General features: G+C 63.9%; 16 protein-coding genes. 10 read left to right on the forward strand and 6 right to left on the reverse strand.

Going from position 1 to position 15335, the window contains the following annotated elements; genetic code table 11:
• The first annotated feature begins 173 nt into the window (after positions 1–173).
• Positions 174–1721, forward strand: a complete 1548-nt coding sequence (locus BLT92_RS07515) for a lipase maturation factor family protein (protein WP_092104512.1) — start codon at positions 174–176, stop codon at positions 1719–1721.
• A 32-nt stretch (positions 1722–1753) separates the two neighbouring features.
• On the opposite strand, the gene BLT92_RS07520 is transcribed toward BLT92_RS07515, so the two are convergent.
• Complete coding sequence (locus BLT92_RS07520) at positions 1754–3016, reverse strand: Nramp family divalent metal transporter (protein ID WP_092104514.1); 1263 nt, start codon at positions 3014–3016, stop codon at positions 1754–1756.
• A gap of 105 nt (positions 3017–3121) precedes the next feature.
• Here BLT92_RS07520 and BLT92_RS07525 point away from each other — a divergent pair, with 105 nt between their 5' ends.
• The 5 genes from BLT92_RS07525 to BLT92_RS07545 all read left to right on the forward strand — a co-directional run bounded on the left by BLT92_RS07525 (position 3122) and on the right by BLT92_RS07545 (position 7291).
• On the forward strand, positions 3122–3796 hold the full coding sequence (locus BLT92_RS07525) for a TetR/AcrR family transcriptional regulator (RefSeq protein ID WP_092104516.1): 675 nt from the start codon (positions 3122–3124) through the stop codon (positions 3794–3796).
• A gap of 27 nt (positions 3797–3823) precedes the next feature.
• Positions 3824–4183, forward strand: coding sequence for a DoxX family protein (locus BLT92_RS07530; RefSeq protein ID WP_092104518.1), 360 nt, complete (start codon positions 3824–3826; stop codon positions 4181–4183).
• Between the two features lie 143 nt (positions 4184–4326).
• A complete protein-coding gene (locus BLT92_RS07535) occupies positions 4327–5109 on the forward strand; it encodes a class I SAM-dependent methyltransferase (RefSeq protein WP_092104520.1) in 783 nt (260 codons plus the stop codon).
• A 94-nt stretch (positions 5110–5203) separates the two neighbouring features.
• Positions 5204–5707, forward strand: a complete 504-nt coding sequence (locus tag BLT92_RS07540) for a hypothetical protein (RefSeq protein WP_092104522.1) — start codon at positions 5204–5206, stop codon at positions 5705–5707.
• 195 nt (positions 5708–5902) lie between these two features.
• Positions 5903–7291 carry a uracil-xanthine permease family protein gene (locus tag BLT92_RS07545; protein ID WP_092104524.1) on the forward strand — a complete coding sequence of 463 codons (1389 nt, stop codon included), beginning with the start codon at positions 5903–5905 and terminating at the stop codon, positions 7289–7291.
• A 21-nt stretch (positions 7292–7312) separates the two neighbouring features.
• Here BLT92_RS07545 and BLT92_RS07550 read toward each other — a convergent pair whose 3' ends face one another.
• The 3 genes from BLT92_RS07550 to BLT92_RS07560 form a co-directional block, all read right to left on the reverse strand.
• Positions 7313–8368: a LacI family DNA-binding transcriptional regulator gene (locus tag BLT92_RS07550; protein WP_092104526.1), complete on the reverse strand. Its 1056-nt coding sequence runs from the start codon at positions 8366–8368 to the stop codon at positions 7313–7315.
• Positions 8369–8515: 147 nt separating this feature from the next.
• Positions 8516–9241 (reverse strand): sulfite exporter TauE/SafE family protein, encoded by a 726-nt coding sequence (locus BLT92_RS07555; protein WP_092104528.1) that lies wholly within the window; start codon positions 9239–9241, stop codon positions 8516–8518.
• Positions 9238–10644 carry an amidohydrolase family protein gene (locus BLT92_RS07560; RefSeq protein ID WP_092108951.1) on the reverse strand — a complete coding sequence of 469 codons (1407 nt, stop codon included), beginning with the start codon at positions 10642–10644 and terminating at the stop codon, positions 9238–9240. Before BLT92_RS07560 ends, BLT92_RS07555 begins: the two co-directional genes overlap by 4 nt.
• 187 nt (positions 10645–10831) lie before the next feature.
• Here BLT92_RS07560 and BLT92_RS07565 point away from each other — a divergent pair, with 187 nt between their 5' ends.
• Positions 10832–12085, forward strand: a complete 1254-nt coding sequence (locus BLT92_RS07565; protein WP_172802569.1) for a methyltransferase domain-containing protein — start codon at positions 10832–10834, stop codon at positions 12083–12085.
• A 21-nt stretch (positions 12086–12106) separates the two neighbouring features.
• Here BLT92_RS07565 and BLT92_RS07570 read toward each other — a convergent pair whose 3' ends face one another.
• Complete coding sequence (locus BLT92_RS07570) at positions 12107–12952, reverse strand: CPBP family intramembrane glutamic endopeptidase (RefSeq protein ID WP_092104530.1); 846 nt, start codon at positions 12950–12952, stop codon at positions 12107–12109.
• A gap of 327 nt (positions 12953–13279) precedes the next feature.
• Here BLT92_RS07570 and BLT92_RS07575 point away from each other — a divergent pair, with 327 nt between their 5' ends.
• From BLT92_RS07575 to BLT92_RS07585, 3 genes are all read left to right on the forward strand, one after another.
• The gene (locus BLT92_RS07575) at positions 13280–13660 is read left to right on the forward strand and encodes a VOC family protein (protein WP_092104532.1); all 381 of its coding nucleotides are present in this window, start codon (positions 13280–13282) and stop codon (positions 13658–13660) included.
• A gap of 82 nt (positions 13661–13742) precedes the next feature.
• The gene (locus BLT92_RS07580; RefSeq protein ID WP_092104534.1) at positions 13743–13946 is read left to right on the forward strand and encodes a CopG family transcriptional regulator; all 204 of its coding nucleotides are present in this window, start codon (positions 13743–13745) and stop codon (positions 13944–13946) included.
• Entirely contained in the window at positions 13943–14308 is a 366-nt protein-coding gene (locus tag BLT92_RS07585; RefSeq protein WP_092104536.1) for a type II toxin-antitoxin system death-on-curing family toxin, read from the forward strand. Before BLT92_RS07580 ends, BLT92_RS07585 begins: the two co-directional genes overlap by 4 nt.
• 82 nt (positions 14309–14390) lie before the next feature.
• Here the strand turns inward: BLT92_RS07585 and BLT92_RS07590 are convergent, their stop codons facing one another.
• Positions 14391–15275 carry a LysR family transcriptional regulator gene (locus BLT92_RS07590; protein ID WP_092104538.1) on the reverse strand — a complete coding sequence of 295 codons (885 nt, stop codon included), beginning with the start codon at positions 15273–15275 and terminating at the stop codon, positions 14391–14393.
• Between the last annotated feature and the right edge of the window lie 60 nt (positions 15276–15335).

A 15335-nucleotide genomic window follows, 5' to 3' on the forward strand; every position in this document is an offset into this window, starting at 1 on the left:
CTGAACCTCTGCCGGCTGCGAAAATAGCCGAACCTGAACCGAGGCTGTCCCCGGCACTGGGGCCAGCCTCGGCGCATTCCTCGGGGTATTGCGCGATCGCGCTCCGGGCACCATAGTCGGGGAAAGGGACGGCGTGGGCCTGGCGAGACCCACGCGGACGCGAGAACCGGGAGGTGAACACCGTGGACATCGCCGCAGTGCTGTCATTCCTGGCCGCCGAGGACTACACGATCGCCCGCGAGGTCCTGCAGCGCGGCGTCGCGACTCTGTTCTTCATCGCCTTCCTCAGCGCCTGGAACCAGTTCCCGGCTCTGCTCGGTGAGCGCGGGCTGACCCCGGCTCCGCGCTTCATTGCACTCACCACCTCGGATCAGGCACCGAGCCTGTTCCGCTGGAAGCACTTCACCTACACCGACCGTCGGCTGCGCATTGTCTGCGGCGTCGGCATGCTGGCAGCCGTGACCGTCGTCATCGGACTGCCCCAGGCCGGTCCCGCGTGGACCACGATCCCGGTGTTCGGGCTGATGTGGTGGCTGTACTTCTCTATCTCGAGCATCGGGCAGCGCTTCTACGGCTTCGGCTGGGAGTCGCTCCTGCTCGAGTCCGGGTTCCTCGTCGGCTTCCTCGGCTCCCACGAGGTGGCACCTTCGCTGCTGATGATCGTCTTCCTCCGCTGGTTCGTCGTCCGCGTCGAGTTCGGTGCGGGCATGATCAAGATGCGCGGGGACAGCTCCTGGCGTGACCTGTCCGCCATGGACTACCACCATCAGACCCAGCCGATGCCGGGCCCGTTCAGCCGCCGCGCCCACCTGATGCCCGGGTGGGTCCATCGCAGTGAGACCCTGGGCAGCCATGTCGTCCAGCTCATCGCGCCGTGGCTGCTGTTCCTGCCCCAGCCCATCGCCTCCTTCGCAGCCGTCGCCATCATCATCACTCAGCTCGCACTCGTCGTCACCGGCAACTATGCGTGGTTGAACTGGGCGACGATTCTGCTCGCCTTCGCCGGGATCAGCGACTCATTCCTGGCCTGGATCGTCGGCGGTCCGTGGCCCGGATGGGGCTGGCCCGTTTCATCCGGCGCCGAGGCGGCCGATGCGTCCGCTTCGACCGCTGCCGTCGGTTCGTCCGACTTCCCCCTATGGTGGGCGATCCTCATCGCAGTCTTCGTCGTCTGGCAGTGCGTGCTCAACGCCCCTGCCCTACGCAACCTCTTCTCGCCCGGTCAGCTGATGAACGCAAGCTTCAACCGGTGGGGTCTGGGCAACGCCTATGGTGCCTTCGGTTCGATGACCGAATCCCGCGACGAGATCATCATCGAAGGCACCCTCGATCCCGAAGCGACGATGACGGAAGGCGACTGGCGGCCCTACGTGTTCAAGGGCAAACCCGGTGACGTGCACCGCCGCTCACCGAGCGTCGCGCCCTATCATCTGCGCCTCGACTGGCTGATGTGGTTCGCAGCCCTCGGCGACTACCGACAGTCCTGGTTCTCTCGGCTCATTGAGCGCATCGGCTCCGGGGATGCACAGATCCGCACCCAGTTGGGTCCCGATCCCTTCGACGGCCAGGCACCGGCACTCATCCGAGTCCGGATCTTCGCATACCGCTACGCCACCGGCACGGAACGGCGCCAGGCACGGGAGGAAGGACAGCCTCGGCCGTGGTGGGTCCGGTCGAATCCGCGCACCATGGTCGAGCCCACGGACCTGCGCGACGGCTGAGGACGGGGCTCAGGTTCGTGTGCGCGCCCGCCTCAGTCGATGCCGAGGGCCAGCAGCACGAGAAGCACGACGTTGAGGACGATGATGAGCGCCGAGGCTGCGATCGCGATGACCGTGATGATCCGCGTGTTCGTGTACTTCCCCATCACCGTCCGGTTCATCGTCAGCCTCACCAGGGGAATCATTGCGAACGGGATGCCGAGGCTGAGGACGACCTGACTGAGCACGAGCGACCAAGTCGGATCCGCACCGATGCCTAAGATGATGAGCGCGGGGATCATCGTCACCGCCCGCTGCCACACGATCGGCACGTTGACCCGCAGCAGCCCCTGCATGATCGAGGCCCCCGCATAGGAGCCGACGGCGCTCGAGGCCAGCCCCGAGGCGAGCAGTCCGATGCCGAAGAACAGGCCGACAAGCTCGCCGAGGTTGGCCGTCACGACCGCGTGCGCGCCCTCGATCGTGTCGGTGCCGTCCTGACCGCGCAGCGAGGACGCGGCGAGGAGAAGCATCGCAATGTTGACTGAACCGGCGATGACGAGGGAGAGGACCACGTCCCAGCGGCTGGCCTTGAGCAGCCGGGGAATCGAGGCCCGCGGAGCCGTGCCGTGCCGGTCGACGGACAGCGCAGAGTGCAGGTAGATCGCGTGGGGCATCACGGTTGCACCGAGCATGCTCGCCGCGAGCACCACCGAATTCGTGCCCTCGAGCCTGGGGACGATTCCACCTGCCGCTTGTCCCCAATTCACATCGCCGACGAACAGGCCTGCTAGAAAGCCAATGGCGATGATTGCGAGCAGGGTGATGATCACCGTTTCGAAGGGGCGCTGACCGCGGGTGGACTGGATCGAGAGCAGGAACAGGGACACGACTCCGACGATGATTCCGCCCAGGAGGAGCGGCAGGTCGAAGAGGATCTTGAGGGCGATGGCACCGCCGATCACCTCGGCGAGGTCCGTGGCGATGGCCACGACTTCCGCCTGCGCCCAGTACGCCAGCCGGGAGCGTCGACTCAGCCTGTCACCGAGAAGACTCGGCAGCGACTGCCCGGACACCAGCCCGAGCTTCGACGACAGGTACTGCACGAGGACGGCGACGAGGTTGGCCGCGACGAGGACCCACACGAGAAGGTATCCATACTGGGCGCCGGCGGTGAGGTTGGCCGCGACATTGCCCGGATCGACGTACGCGATCGCGGCAACGAAGGCCGGGCCCAGGAGTAGGAACGTCGAGACCTTCTTCGGGCGCGTCGCGGAGACTTCGGGGCTGCCGGTTTTCGATGGATCGACGTTCATAAAGTTAAGGTACATTAACTTTCCCTTCCGGGCAACACCTGCTCATTTCACCGCACCCTGTGTCTGAATCTGGTAACTGAACACGGAAAGGCTTAGGATGCGACTATGGTCACTGAACATGTTCACTCACGCACCGATCGGCGGCTGAGAACCGAGGAGAAGATCATCTTCGCTGCCGCCGATCTGTTCCTCGAACTCGGCTACAAGACCACCACGGTCCGAGGAATCGCCAAGCGCGCCGAGGTGTCGGTGGGCAGGGTGATGGCCGCCGGCGACAAGGATGTCCTCCTCGTCCGCTGCTACGACCTCTGGATCGGACAGCTCCAGTCCGGGACCCATGTCCTGCCGACCCGAACACGCACCCAGTCCGGGGCAGCAGCTTCGGCACGAGCCGGGGCAGCGCCCCCGACACGAACCGGCGTCAGGCCGACGGCCACCTCGGCGGTGCAGAATCATCTGCTGGAGATCTTCCTGCCCTTCCTTGAGTTCTTCGCCGGCCACGAAGACCTGTCCCGGGACTACGCGGCCGCACTGATGCGCGTGGTCGGCAAACCACAGGTCTTCGAGATGCTGGCAGCGGACCTGCAGGACAAACTGTCCTCGAGTCTGGTCTCGATCGGAATCAGCACAGCATATGCGCAGGCCAGCGCCTCCGCGCTCTACGACTCCTACTTGGGCATCCTGTTCCGGTGGGCGGCCAGCGATATGGGCCTCGACGAAGCGACCGAGGCGCTCTCACACAGCATCGCGTTCCACACCCAACTGCGCAGGCCGGTGTGACTCTGCGCCCACAGTAAGGAGAACGACATGACCCTGCTCCCCGAACCATGGTGGCCGGTGGCGGTGATGGCCTTCATCGTCCTCGTCGACGGCCTCATGACGTTCAGACCGCCGACGTTCATCGCCGACTGCCTCGACGGAGTCGGGCTCCCTCGCGACTGGTGGTGGCTGCTCGCGGTCGTGAAGTTCCTCGCGGTTGCCGGGCTGGTCGCAGGCGTCTGGATCCCGGGCGTCGGCCTGGCCGCGATCGTCGGCCTCATCGCCTACTTCCTCACCGCCGCGGGCGCCCACCTGCGCGCGGGATATGTCGGCCGCGACTTCTGGCTCAACTGCCTGGGGATGCTCGTGCTCAACATCCTCGTCCTCGTCTTCTGCTTCCTCGTCTGAGGTGCTGCTGTTTCTGCGTCTGAGTTGTTGCAGTTTCCGATCATTCTCGAACCGGCGTGCCCGGCTGCTTGTTTTCCCTTCTCGGAGATTTCATAGTGGAGTCAGGGCCGAGAGGACGGCACCGAGACGGAAGGATTGGCAGCGTGGCCGAATCTGCAGAGGACCGATACGCCCGATGGCAATGGATCCACGAGACAGCGGTGATGACCGGGTGGGACTTCGCCGCCCTCGGCTCGCGCCTCGTCGCCGACGAACCGCCCTGGGATTTTGACCTGACCTGCGCCAAGGCGATGGCACGCCTGCAGCCGTGCCTCGACATGGGAACCGGCGGAGGCGAGCGCCTGAGCAAACTCGTCAAAAGTGTCAGCACCGTAGGAGGCTTCATCAGCCGCAGATCCTCGGTCCACGCCAGCGAAGGGTGGAAGCCGAACCTGGCGGTGGCCACCTCGGCGCTGGAGGAATACGGCATCGAGGTCCGTGAGTACGACAGCGAGACCGGCGAGCCCATGCCGTGGTCCGACGACTTCTTCGATCTCGTGATGAACCGGCATGAGAGCTACGATCCGGCCGAGCTCGCCCGTGTCGTCGCACCAGACGGACGGTTCCTCACTCAGCAGGTCGACGGCACGGAGGCTTCCGAATTCCGGCTCTGGTTCGATGGCCGGCCCGAAGCCCCGGAGAATCGGCTCGGACCACGCCTCGACGAGCTCGAGTCGCAGGGCTTCACCATCACCGATGCCGATGAGTGGACCGGCACGATGGAATTCGCCGACGTCGAGGCGGTCATCGAGTACCTCGCCTACATCCCTTGGGACGTCCCCGGGTTCACGGTGGCCGACAATCTCGTCGCACTCGACCGGCTGGCGGCCCGCAGGTCCCCAATCGAGGTGACGCAGAAGCGCTTCCACATCGCTGCCGAGCGGTAGATTCCCGCCCTCAGCAGATGGTCAGGTTTTCCCGACCTCGGTGACCGGGAAGCCGCATAGGCCGGCACTGGTCGGCGTGGATAGTGTCGAAGACATGACCTCCCCCGACTTCATGTATCCCCAGCCCACCGATGACGAGTTGGCCGCGCAGCAGCCGTACACCACAACGCTGGGGAGTCACGCGCACGTCGTCGACCACACACCCGCCTCATCGGGCACGGAGACCGACCATGACGGAACTCCGCCGGCAGGCGCGAACCGTCCGCGCCTCGGCAAGGTCGCGATGGTTGTCGCGATTATCGCCGCAGGACTGTCCCTCATCGCGTCGTTCGTCCTGGGCCTCACCCTCGGACCGATGGAGATCGAGTACGGCTACTACTTCACCGACACTCCCAGCTGGTACCGGAACCTCGCGATCGCACTGTTCGGCCTCCAGGCCCTGTGCACCGCGATCGGCATCACCGGCCTCATCATGGGCATCGTCTCTGCCGCCACCGGTCGAGGCAGAACTCAGGGAATCATTGCAGTCGCCATCACCGTCTTGGCCCCGTTCGTCTCCTTCGCGATCTTCATGATCCTCGGTTTCGCCTTCGCCTGACGCCGGGGCGAGGCTGTGGCGGATTGATTCCGCATCACACCATTCGGTGCAGACAGAGGTAGAAATCCCTGCGAACGCGTCCGTCATTCAGACTGCCCCTTGACATGATTCCAGTCGCCATGGACGATTGAACAAATCGATTTGGCCGCTGATATGACAAGGGCTGAACATGACGCGCTTCAAAGGAGAGGCCCAATGACTGCACCAACCGAAGCAACTGATGGCGTTCACCCCGTTGATCAGCTCCGACCGATGCACCGGCTCATCCCGTTCGCCATCCAGCACGTACTGGTCATGGTGGCGACACCGATCTCCTCCGTCTTCCTCATCGCCACTGCACTTGACTTGTCGGAAGACATCACCTCGGCGGTCCTGTCTGCAGTCTTCGTGTTCTCCGGCCTCGGTTCGATCCTGCAGTCGGTCGGGATCTGGAAGATCGGCGTCCGGCTGCCCTTCGTCATGCTGCCCGGTGGTGCGGCCACCATTCTCTTCATTACGATCGCGCAGGGAACTGACGTGGCGACCGCCGTGGGAGCGGTGCTCCTGACCGGTGTGTTCTACATTCTCGCAGTGACACTCTTCGTCAAACTGCTCAAATTCTTCCCTCCTCTGGTCATCGGCATCATGGTGATCGTCATCGGGGTCAACCTCGTCCAGGTGACAGGAAAGCTCATCGTCGGCGAAGCCGATGCCGAAGGCTTCGGGGATCCGCAGAACCTGTTCCTCGGCTTCGTCACCATCGCCATCACCGTGCTGAGCTTCCGCTTCCTGCGCGGAATGTTCGCGAAGCTCTCGATCGCAATCGGACTCATCGGCGGCACCGTCGTCGGGGCATTCATGGGTGCGACGAGCTTCTCCGCACAGGCCGGCGGCCCCCTGCTCGCTGCTCCCTCGCTCTTCCCCTTCGGTGCCCCGAAGTTCGATCTCATCGCAGCGATCCCGATGCTGCTGTGGGCGCTGGCCTCCATGGCCGAGGCAACCGGTCAGACGATCATCAACTCAGAGATCGTCGAGAAGAAGGTCGACCCGAGCAGGGACGTGCCCCGACTCATCCGCGCAGATGGCATCGTGACAATTTTCGGCGGACTCTTCGGCACACCTGCCATGGTCACCAGTGGGGAGAATGTCGGCATCGTTCGCGCTTCCGGCATCCGCAGCCGATTCGTCACCGCCTTCGCCGGCGTCCTGCTCCTCATCATCGGCGTCAGTCCGCTGGCTCGAATCCTCAATGGCATTCCCTCGGCGGTCGTCGGCGGGACCGCGGTCGTGGTGTTCGCGATCATCGCGGTCCTCGGCGTGCAGATGCTCGCCCGTGTCGATTTCAACCAGACGGGCAATCTCATCACGGCCACGGTCGGCCTGGCAGCCGGTCTGTTGCCGGTACTCATTCCCGGCATGTACTCTCAGCTGCCACCCAATGCGGCTTCGCTGTTGGGCAGCGGAGTGGCGATGGCGGCCTTCGTCTCTGTTCTGCTCAATCTCCTCTTCCACCACACGGGCAAGAGGAATCGGCACCCGAAGAGCAGAACTCCGATCGATGATCCCAGCAAGCTGGATCAGCGCCCGGGCGATTACCGGATCTGAGGCAGCCTTCGGCGCGCTCCGCTACTTCGCCGGTCCGGCCGTGGATTCCCTGATGACGAGGGTCGGAGCCGCACTTGACCCCCCGGTGCCGGAGAGGTCGTCACTGGTCGGATCGTCCACGCCGGTCTGCGGTGAACCGTCGATGATCGCGACGAGTCGCTCGATCGCCTGGCTTGAGATCTCGTCCAAGCCCAAGTGCACAGCCGTCAGAGGCGGGACGCTGGTGCGTGCTCGCAGACCGTCGTACCGTGTCGCAATGAGCAGATCGCGGCCGATCACACGTCCGGCCTGCGCTCCCGCCCGCACAGCACCGGTCGCGAAGGTGTCGATCGGAATGAAGAAGGCATCGGCTTCAGGATGCTCAGCCAGGATTGACTCGGATGCACGGAACCCGGCGTCCTCTCCTCCGCCTTCGTCCGCCTCGGCGATGATCGGGTCGAAGCCCTCACGCTCAGCGGCTGCCAGATAGGCGGCCCGAGCTGCAGTCTGGGATCCGCGCACGCTGGTGCCGACGACGAGCGCCGGATGCTTCGCCCCGCTCGTCAGCAAGTGGGTGATGAGCAGTTCCGCCGTCTGCGTATGGTGCAGGTCCACAGTCCGCTCATCCGCCGGGCCGTCGATCGCGACGAACGGGATGTCGCGGTCACTCAGGCTTGCGGCAATCGGATCGTCCGCGGTGGGTTCGAGGAGGATCGCGCCGTCGATGTCGAGGCGATCGACCGGGTTGTTGTCGCCCTCCGGTGGTGCGAGGACGAAGACGTAGCCCTTGAGCAGTGCGGTCCGTGCGCATCCCATGGCCAGCTCGGTGAAGAACCCCAACTGCGAGGGCCCGGCAGAGACCGCCGAGGGCATCGAGGACAGAAGAGCGAGCGCCTGGGAACGACCGGAGCGCAGACCCTGGGCACGGACGCTGGGGCGATAGTTGAGGCGGGCAGCAACGTCTTTGACCTTGTCCCGGGTCTCCGAATTGACCTTGCCCAGACCGTTGAGGGCATGGGACACAGTCGTACGAGAGACTCCCGCCTCACGTGCGACATCGGCAATGGTGGCCCGCTGCGGGCGCGACGCTGTCCCCATAGTTTCACCCTACTGGACGATCACGCCGAATAACGGGGTAACGTTCGAGGCACGCACGCGCGCAGGCGTTTCTTGGCACTCAGCCCGTTTATCGGTGGTCGGCGCAGGGGCGCAGGCGTCATTCCCCCACTTTCCCTCATCTCTTGATCACGCTTGGACGATGACGATGGCCCCGGAGATGATCGCGAAACCCAGGACGATGTAGCGCAGCACCGGGCCGTCGAGTCGGTGGTGGACGTACTTGCTGAGGAAGGATCCGATGGCCAGGAAGGGCAGCATGGCCACGGTGAAGAGCATGACGGGCCCACTCACCTGCCCGCTGATGGCGAGGACGATGAGGGAGATGACCTCCCCGACGAGGAAGCACACCGCCACCGTCGAGCGCAGCTCCGGGCCGGGGCTGTGCTGGTAGGCCAGAGCGTAGGGCGGTCCGCCGATGCCCGTCGAAGTCTCCGTGACACCCGTGATGAGTCCGACGACGGCCAGGGCCGGTTTGTTGGGAGTGAACCTCGGGGCCAGGAGCGCAACGACGGCGGCCACCAACGTCGACCAACCGATGAGCAGGGCGAGTTGGTGGAGGTTGACGATGACGAGGATCCACAGCCCGAAGAACGTGCCGGCGAAGCGGCCCACGCTGATCCATTTCACCCCGTGCCAGTGAATGTCGGCTCGTTCCCGGGCCGCGACGTAGAAGTTCAGCGGGATCATCAGCACGAGCAGCATCACTGGGATGAGGCTCGGATCGATGAAACTGACGACCGGGGCCGTGATCATCGCGAAGCCCATGCCAGTGGACCCCTGCACGAAAGCAGAGAGCAGCACGGTGACGGCGACGACGCTGAAGGCGAGAATCGAGAGGCCGAGGACCGTCACAGCCGGTGCTCACTCATCCAAGCGGCGCGGTGTTCACTCGCCGACGGGTCGATGAGGGTGATCGGCGAATCGGCGACGACCCGATGTGAGACCTCGCGGGCACGCTCGAGGAAGGCACGCCCGTCCCAATCGACGGGCCAACCCTTCTCGAGGCGGAGTCTGCCGTCGACGATCACGGCCTCGATCTGGTCGCGATTGGCGATGCGCACGAGCTCCCACGGCACGTCCCACGAGGGCACGAACTCGGGTACCTCGAGGTCGATGACGAGCAGATCCGCGAGCGCCCCTGGTGCGATCTCGCCGACCGCTCCGCTCAAGCCCACCGCGTCGGCACCGCCGCGCAGTCCTTGTTCGAGCCAGGTCCAGCCACCGCCGCCCGAGGAGTCGCCGACAGTGGTTCCGCCGGTGAGCCTCTGTGCCGTTTCTGCTGCATCGAGGAGGCGGAAGGCATCGGAGCGGGTGCCGTCGGTGCCCAACCCGACGCGCATTCCCAGTTCGTGCATGAGGAGCGCAGGGGCGACGGCGTTGCCCTTCCAGGAGCTCGCGACCGGGTTGTAGGCGACGGCTCCTCCGCGCTCGGACAGGACCCGGATCTCGCGCGGAGTCAGCAGCGTTGCGTGTGCGGCCAGAAGTTCGGGTCCCAGGGCGCCGAGGCGGGCCAGTCGTTCCAGCGGACGCTCTCCGTTGGCGATGAGGGATCGTTCGACTGCGGCGAGGTGCTCATTGAGGTGGGTCTGGAACGGAACTCCGGCTTCTCGCGCCAACCGCGTGACCGCGATCAGTGCCTCGTCCGAGGCCACCTCGGGAATCGAGACAGCCAGGGAGGGGTGGATGAGCGAATCGGCATCCCACCTGCTCAGGTGTCGCTGGGCGGCCGCCACCACCTCGGCGACTTCAGCGGTCTTCGTACCCCCGCCAAGGTCATTGCAGATTACGCCGAGCACGCACCGCAGTCCGACGTCGGCAGTGACGTCTGCGATGGCGGAGACGTCGACGCCGGCGCGGGTGCCGGCATCGGCGACCGTGGTGAAGCCGCCGCGCAGGGACTCCCAGGCGGCCAGTCGGGTGGCGACATCGATGGCCTCGACGTCCATGTTCGCCTCCATCGGGACCCAGACGCGTTGGAAGATCTCGGAAGGTTCACCGAAGACGAGCGATTTTCCGAAGGACTGAGTGAGGTGATGGTGCGCGTCGATGAAGCCGGGCATGAGGAGCCGCCCGGGCAGTTCGATGCGGGAGGCGTCGGCGGGTGCAGCGGCAGCAATGGCCTCGAGGGGGCCGACGTCGACGATGCGCCCCTCGGCGACGAGCACCGCATGATGGCGCTGCGGGCCTTCGGGAAGGAGGACCTGTTCGGGGACGAGCAGCGTCGGGGCCTGGTGCATAGTGCGCAGCTTGGTCATGTCATCCTTCGTCGTCACAGGGGCCTCGGCGACCCTGCTTTCCTCGTGGTCAACGATATCGCGCGGAGGGTTCCACTCGAATAGGCCAAATCGATTTGGTTACTCCTAGTCTACGGGGATGGCGAGACCGCGTCAACGGCGCTGCGGTTGGGCTTCCTGCCCTCCGCCGAGGCCGTAAAATGGGTGCATGACGTCTTTGCCCCTCACCCCCACCTCGGCGGACAACGGGCAATTGGAGTGCCACTATTTCAACGACGGACTGTGCCGTTCCTGCACCTTCATCGAGACACCGCACGCGCAACAGGTCGCTGACAAGGAATCCTGGTGCCGCGAGGTGCTGGCCAACCACTCCCCTGCTGCCTGGCTGCCTTCTGTTGTCGGTGCCGACCGCGACTTCCGCAACCGGGCGAAGCTCGCCGTAGGTGGTTCGCTCGGCTCTGTCACCTTGGGCATCCTGGATCAGGGCTTTTACGGCGTCGACCTGCGCGAGTGCGGTATCCAAGCCCCGCAGATCCGCGCGATCATCCCGGTCATCGGTCAGTTCCTCAACGATTCGGGTCTCGACCCCTATGACGTCAACGCTCGCCGAGGTGAGCTGAAGTTCGTCCACATCACTGCGGCCCCGTCGGGGGATCTGATGATCAGGTTCGTCGTCCGCTCACAGCACGGACTTGACGTACTGCGGACCAGACGCGAGCAGCTCATTGAGCTGGCTCCGGCGGCGACTGTCGTCTCCGTCAATCTGCTGCCAGAGCACAAGGCCGTGCTCGAGGGCAGTCGCGAAGAGATGCTGCTTGGTGATTCTCTGCGCATGAACCTCGACCGGGTCGACCTGCATCTGCGGCCGCAGTCCTTCTTCCAAACGAACACCGACGTGGCGATCTCCCTCTACAACCAGATTGCGGCCTGGGTCGACGAGATTGCACCGGCGTCGCTGTGGGATCTGTACTGCGGCGTGGGTGGGTTCGCGCTGCACTGCGCGGGGGCGACCGGTCAGCAGACTTCGCGCACGGTCACCGGCGTGGGCGACGGCGGCGGTGCGGTCAGCCGCCGGGTCACTGGTGTGGAGCTGAGCGAGCAGGCCATCGAATCCGCGAAGATCAGTGCCGCCGAACTCGGATTCGACTCGCAATCCGGCGCCACGGTCGAGTTCATCGCCGGTGATGCCACGGAGTTCGCCGAGGCGAACCTGGCCGCCGGTCAACGTCCGGACTGCGTGATCGTCAACCCACCTCGGCGAGGGATCGGGGTTCGGCTGTCGACGGCGCTCGAGGATTCTGGGATCGAGCACATCGTGTACTCGAGCTGCAATCCGCTCACCCTGGCCAAGGACCTCGATCGGATGCCCAGCTACGCCGTCGAACGGGCGAGGGTCTTCGACATGTTCCCTCACACGAAACATCTCGAGGTGGCGGTGGTGCTGGAACGGCGCGACCACTAAACCAACGTGGAGCATTGAGAGTCACTGCGCGTGGCGCTGTGACCGGTCCTCTTCCTCGATGGTGATGACGGGTTCGTGATGCACGGGGAAGTTCTTTCGCATCCATATGTGAGCTGCTCCGAAAGGGATGAGGAAGATCAGTGACAACGGCAGTGAGCCGACCAGTGCATATCCGGGATCGATGACCAGGAACGTGACGATATTGACGATTCCGTGCATCACCCCCGCAATAAGGCCGCGCTGCCAGATATTGCCCACGGCAATGTAGCCGAACATGATCGACAGACCGATGCAGCTGAGGTTGAAGAGGACGGCGGCGAGGGGATTGACCATGTTCTGCACGTGCCAGGCAGCCCACAGGGCGCCGATGAGAACACAGGCCCAGAGCCGGTGCATCTTTGTCTCCAGCGCTGGCTGCAGGAATCCGCGCCATCCGACTTCCTCACCGATCGACCCGGCTGTCTGCAGTACGAGAAACGCCACGAAGAGTCCGACAGATCCGAACGGGGTCTCGGTGCGCAAAGCCTGACCCAGCCACCCCGCCGCGACGATGAGGAGGCCGAAGGCAAACGTCACACCGATGCCAATGACCAGATGCCGAAGCATGCGCCTCCGGTCGGTTGCACCCGGCAGCAATGAGCGGACGAACGGTCTCTGCTCCGATGGCACATGTGCGAAGACCAGCACCCCGAGCACACCGAGTACCGGAGCAAACTGAGCGATGACGATGAACAACGGATCAATGGCCCAGATGAGCTGCAGGATCTGGAGGCCACCCGCGATAAGCACCACGAGCAGGTACCAGATGCAGATGAGCCAGAAAAGCGATGTGCCGTTGATGAGTGATCTGCCATTGATCATGTTCATGGCTTTCAGTCTCGTCCGCTGCGAACCCGCATGACAGAGGGCGCCCAGTACATCAGCGTACGGTTTTCCCTACCGTCGATGCCCTTGCCTCTATCTGATGCTCTCGGTTGAAATTGCCACTCCCCAAATGATGCTCCACCGAGTAGGGTTTCACCTATGACCGGACAGGCTTTCAGCCGCTCACGGATCGGTAAACCGGTCGACCGCTGAGCCGCACTGGTCGCGAATGCAGAATTCGCGGCCCGCCCCTTTCGAAAAGATCTCCCTCACAGAGCTCCAGCTCACTATGCCCGCAACCAAGTCGGGCCCACTTTTCGAAAGGACATCATGTCAGCAACGTTCAATCACACCATCATCGCCGCCGCCGATCCAGCGGAGTCGGCGCAGTTCTACGTCGACTTCCTCGAAGCCGAGCACACTCAGTCGTGGGGAGTCTTCTCCAACATCACGCTCTCCGAGGGAGTGATGCTGCAGTTCGCCGCGCCACCTCCGGCATACAAGATATTGCCCGTCCACATGGCCTTCCTCTGCACGGACGAGCACTTCGACCGAGCGGTGGCACTGCTGGACGAACGCGGTCTCGATTACTGGGCGGACCCGCAGAGAGCCCGCCTGCACGAGACGAATACGGAGCACGGTGGCCGTGGGGTCTACTTCCTCGACCCATCGGGGATGTACTTGGAACTCATCACGAAGCCGTACATCTAAGGACAGGCGCGACCCTGATGGCCAGAGCCGACTCCATCAAACGCTCTAGCCAAGCTTGCTACCACCTTGGTATCATTAATACATGGCAATGACATTGCGTTTGAACAAGGACGACGAACAGCTTCTAGCTCGCCTCGCCGAACAGGATGGAGTGAGCCGCCAGGCCATCGTCATCAATGCAATCCACGAGATGGCCGAGCGACGAGGCCACGAGGCACAGGTCAGTGCGGCTTCGAAGCGCGCCCGCGAACGGTATGGCGACCTGCTTGACCGGCTCGGCAAGTGACTGTCTACCTTCGAACCGAAGATCTCCTCGAATTGGTCGCCGACCTCAACGTCGGACCGGTACGGGACCTCGGTCTGCTTGACTCTGCTGCGCATCGACCTGCTACCACGCTTTGGGCGACTGAGGTCTATCCGACCGTAGATGATAAAGGCGCTGTTCTGCTGGAGTCGATCGTTCGAAATCATCCTCTCGTTGACGGCAACAAGCGGCTGGGCTGGCTCAGCCTTGCGGTCTTCTACGATCTCAACGGCTTCGAATTCGACGCGCCCGATGATGATGCCTACGATCTCGTCATTTCGGTCGCGAGTGGTGGTATGGAGCCCGCCGCTATCGCAGGGAAATTGAGAACTTGGCGCGCTTGAGCCTTGGACCGCGGAAGGGCTGTACCTCACGAGTCGTGCCACCCAGCGACACTTCGCTCAGTGTCGCCTTCTGTCGCCCTCTCTACGACAGCAGACTCTGCCGGAAACGTTCGGCCACGTCTGGCAATGGGCCGCGCTTGCGGTGAACCACAACCAGTGTGCGCTCGATGGCCGGGTTGACCGGGATGCTTTCGATACCGTCGAGAGCCACCAGCGGAACGACCATCTCGGGGACAACAGAGACACCCAACCCGGCAGCGACCAGACCGCCGACAGCGGGAATGCTGCGCGCCGTCTGCACTATGTCGACACTGACGTCATACTTCGCGAAGGCATGTGCGACCAAGGGGCCGATGCTCGTCACTGAATCGAACCCGATGAACCTCTCCCGGGCGAAGTCGTCCCATTTCAGCGACTCACGACAGGAGAACTGATGCCCAGCTGGGACGATCGCGACCAGCCGATCCTGCGCGACCACCTCGACGTTCAGTTCGTCCGGAATGCTCGAGTCGAGTGCAAAGATCCCTAAGTCCACGGTGCCGTTGAGGATCTTCTCCGCCACGTTCTCCTGCGGCTCATCGTGGATGTCGAGTCCCACCCGGGTGAGATCACTGCGGAAGTGAGAGATCACCGATGGCAGCAGAGTCGCGGTCACCGACGGCAGGCACGCCACCCTGACAGTTCCGTCATCGCCGTTCATGTGACCTGCGATCCGGATCAGTGCTTCGTCGTAGGTGGCAACGGCCATCGCCGCATGAGCTGAAATCTCCTCGCCGAGGTGGGTCGGCCCAACCGAGCGCGTGCTGCGGTCGAAGAGCCTGCCGCCGATGCGCCGTTCGGCCTCAGCCAGTGCCCTGCTCACCGCCGGTTGGCTGATCTGCATGTCCTCGGCGGCGAGGGTGAAGCTGCGCAGTCGGTGCAGCGCTTCGATCGTGCGCAGGTGGTACATCGCCAGATTGATAACCATAGGTCATCAGTGTAGAGCGAATCGGTATTGGACGAGCCCTTAAATGACCGTGGATCATGG

Origin of the sequence: Brevibacterium picturae (assembly GCF_900105045.1) — a bacterium.
Lineage (GTDB): Bacteria > Actinomycetota > Actinomycetes > Actinomycetales > Brevibacteriaceae > Brevibacterium > Brevibacterium picturae.